We start from the raw sequence: 798 nt of genomic DNA on the forward strand, positions 1-798 counted from the left end.
TACCATCGCGTCTCTCTCCCCACGCGGCTCCCCGTCGCGCTGGTAGAGCGGGCATCCAGCGTCCGTTCCGCGCGCGGACGAACCCTCTGGCGCCAGCGGGCGGCTCAGAGCAACTTGACCAGGGCCGCGATCGCGGCGACTTGGGCGAACATCAGCGGCACGATCCACTTGAGCAGATCGACCTTGGTGCGCGCCACCTCGCCGCGCACCTGCTCGATGTCGAGCTTGAGCTCGGCACGGACCTGCTCGATCCCCTTTTGCAGGCGCAGCTCGCTTTCGCGCAACGCACTGCGGACCTGCTCGATGTCGAGCTTGAGCTCGGCGCGGACCCGCTCGATCTCGGCACGGACCTGCTCGATTTCCTTCTGCAAGCGCAGCTCGCTCTCGCGTACATGGCCCTGGGTCGCCAATTCCGGAAGATGCGGGTAGCGCTCTTCCAAGCGCTCGAAGGCCTCGGCGATGACGCGCGCCCGCGCGCGATCGTCGGGAGCCGTGGTCAGGGCTTCGTAAAGTGCAACGCTCGAGTTCATGGCCTTACTCTGCCATCGGGCCGGCGCCACCGCAAGGTGGGAAAGGGGTCAGTGCGGCCTGGCAAGGCCGCGTGTTCTAGCGGGTGGGAGTCCCGCCTGGGTCATCGTGAGCCGCGAGCCCAGGACGGAGGAGGGGTCAGGTCTTGAAATGCAACATTTCGGGCTGTAGGAGAAGACGGCAGGGTCCAAATTTCGGACCAAACGGCGGGCCGTGACGGTGTTCGCGGCCCGGGGGCGGGGTCAGGTCTTGAAAAGTAAAATCCCTGGC

1 protein-coding gene is annotated in these 798 nt (G+C 66.2%); it reads right to left on the minus strand.

Going from position 1 to position 798, the window contains the following annotated elements:
- Window positions 1-104: 104 nt before the first annotated feature.
- A complete protein-coding gene (locus ABC977_RS18170; RefSeq protein WP_369668682.1) occupies window positions 105-530 on the minus strand; it encodes a coiled-coil domain-containing protein in 426 nt (141 codons plus the stop codon).
- Window positions 531-798 lie beyond the last annotated feature (268 nt).

This window comes from Thioalkalicoccus limnaeus (assembly GCF_041197575.1).
GTDB classification, from domain to species: domain Bacteria; phylum Pseudomonadota; class Gammaproteobacteria; order Chromatiales; family Chromatiaceae; genus Thioalkalicoccus; species Thioalkalicoccus limnaeus.

Excerpts from the sequence above, each read along its gene's own strand:
- ABC977_RS18170 (WP_369668682.1), bottom strand. The coding sequence starts at position 530 with ATGAACTCGAGCGTTGCACTTTACGAAGCCCTGACCACGGCTCCCGAC.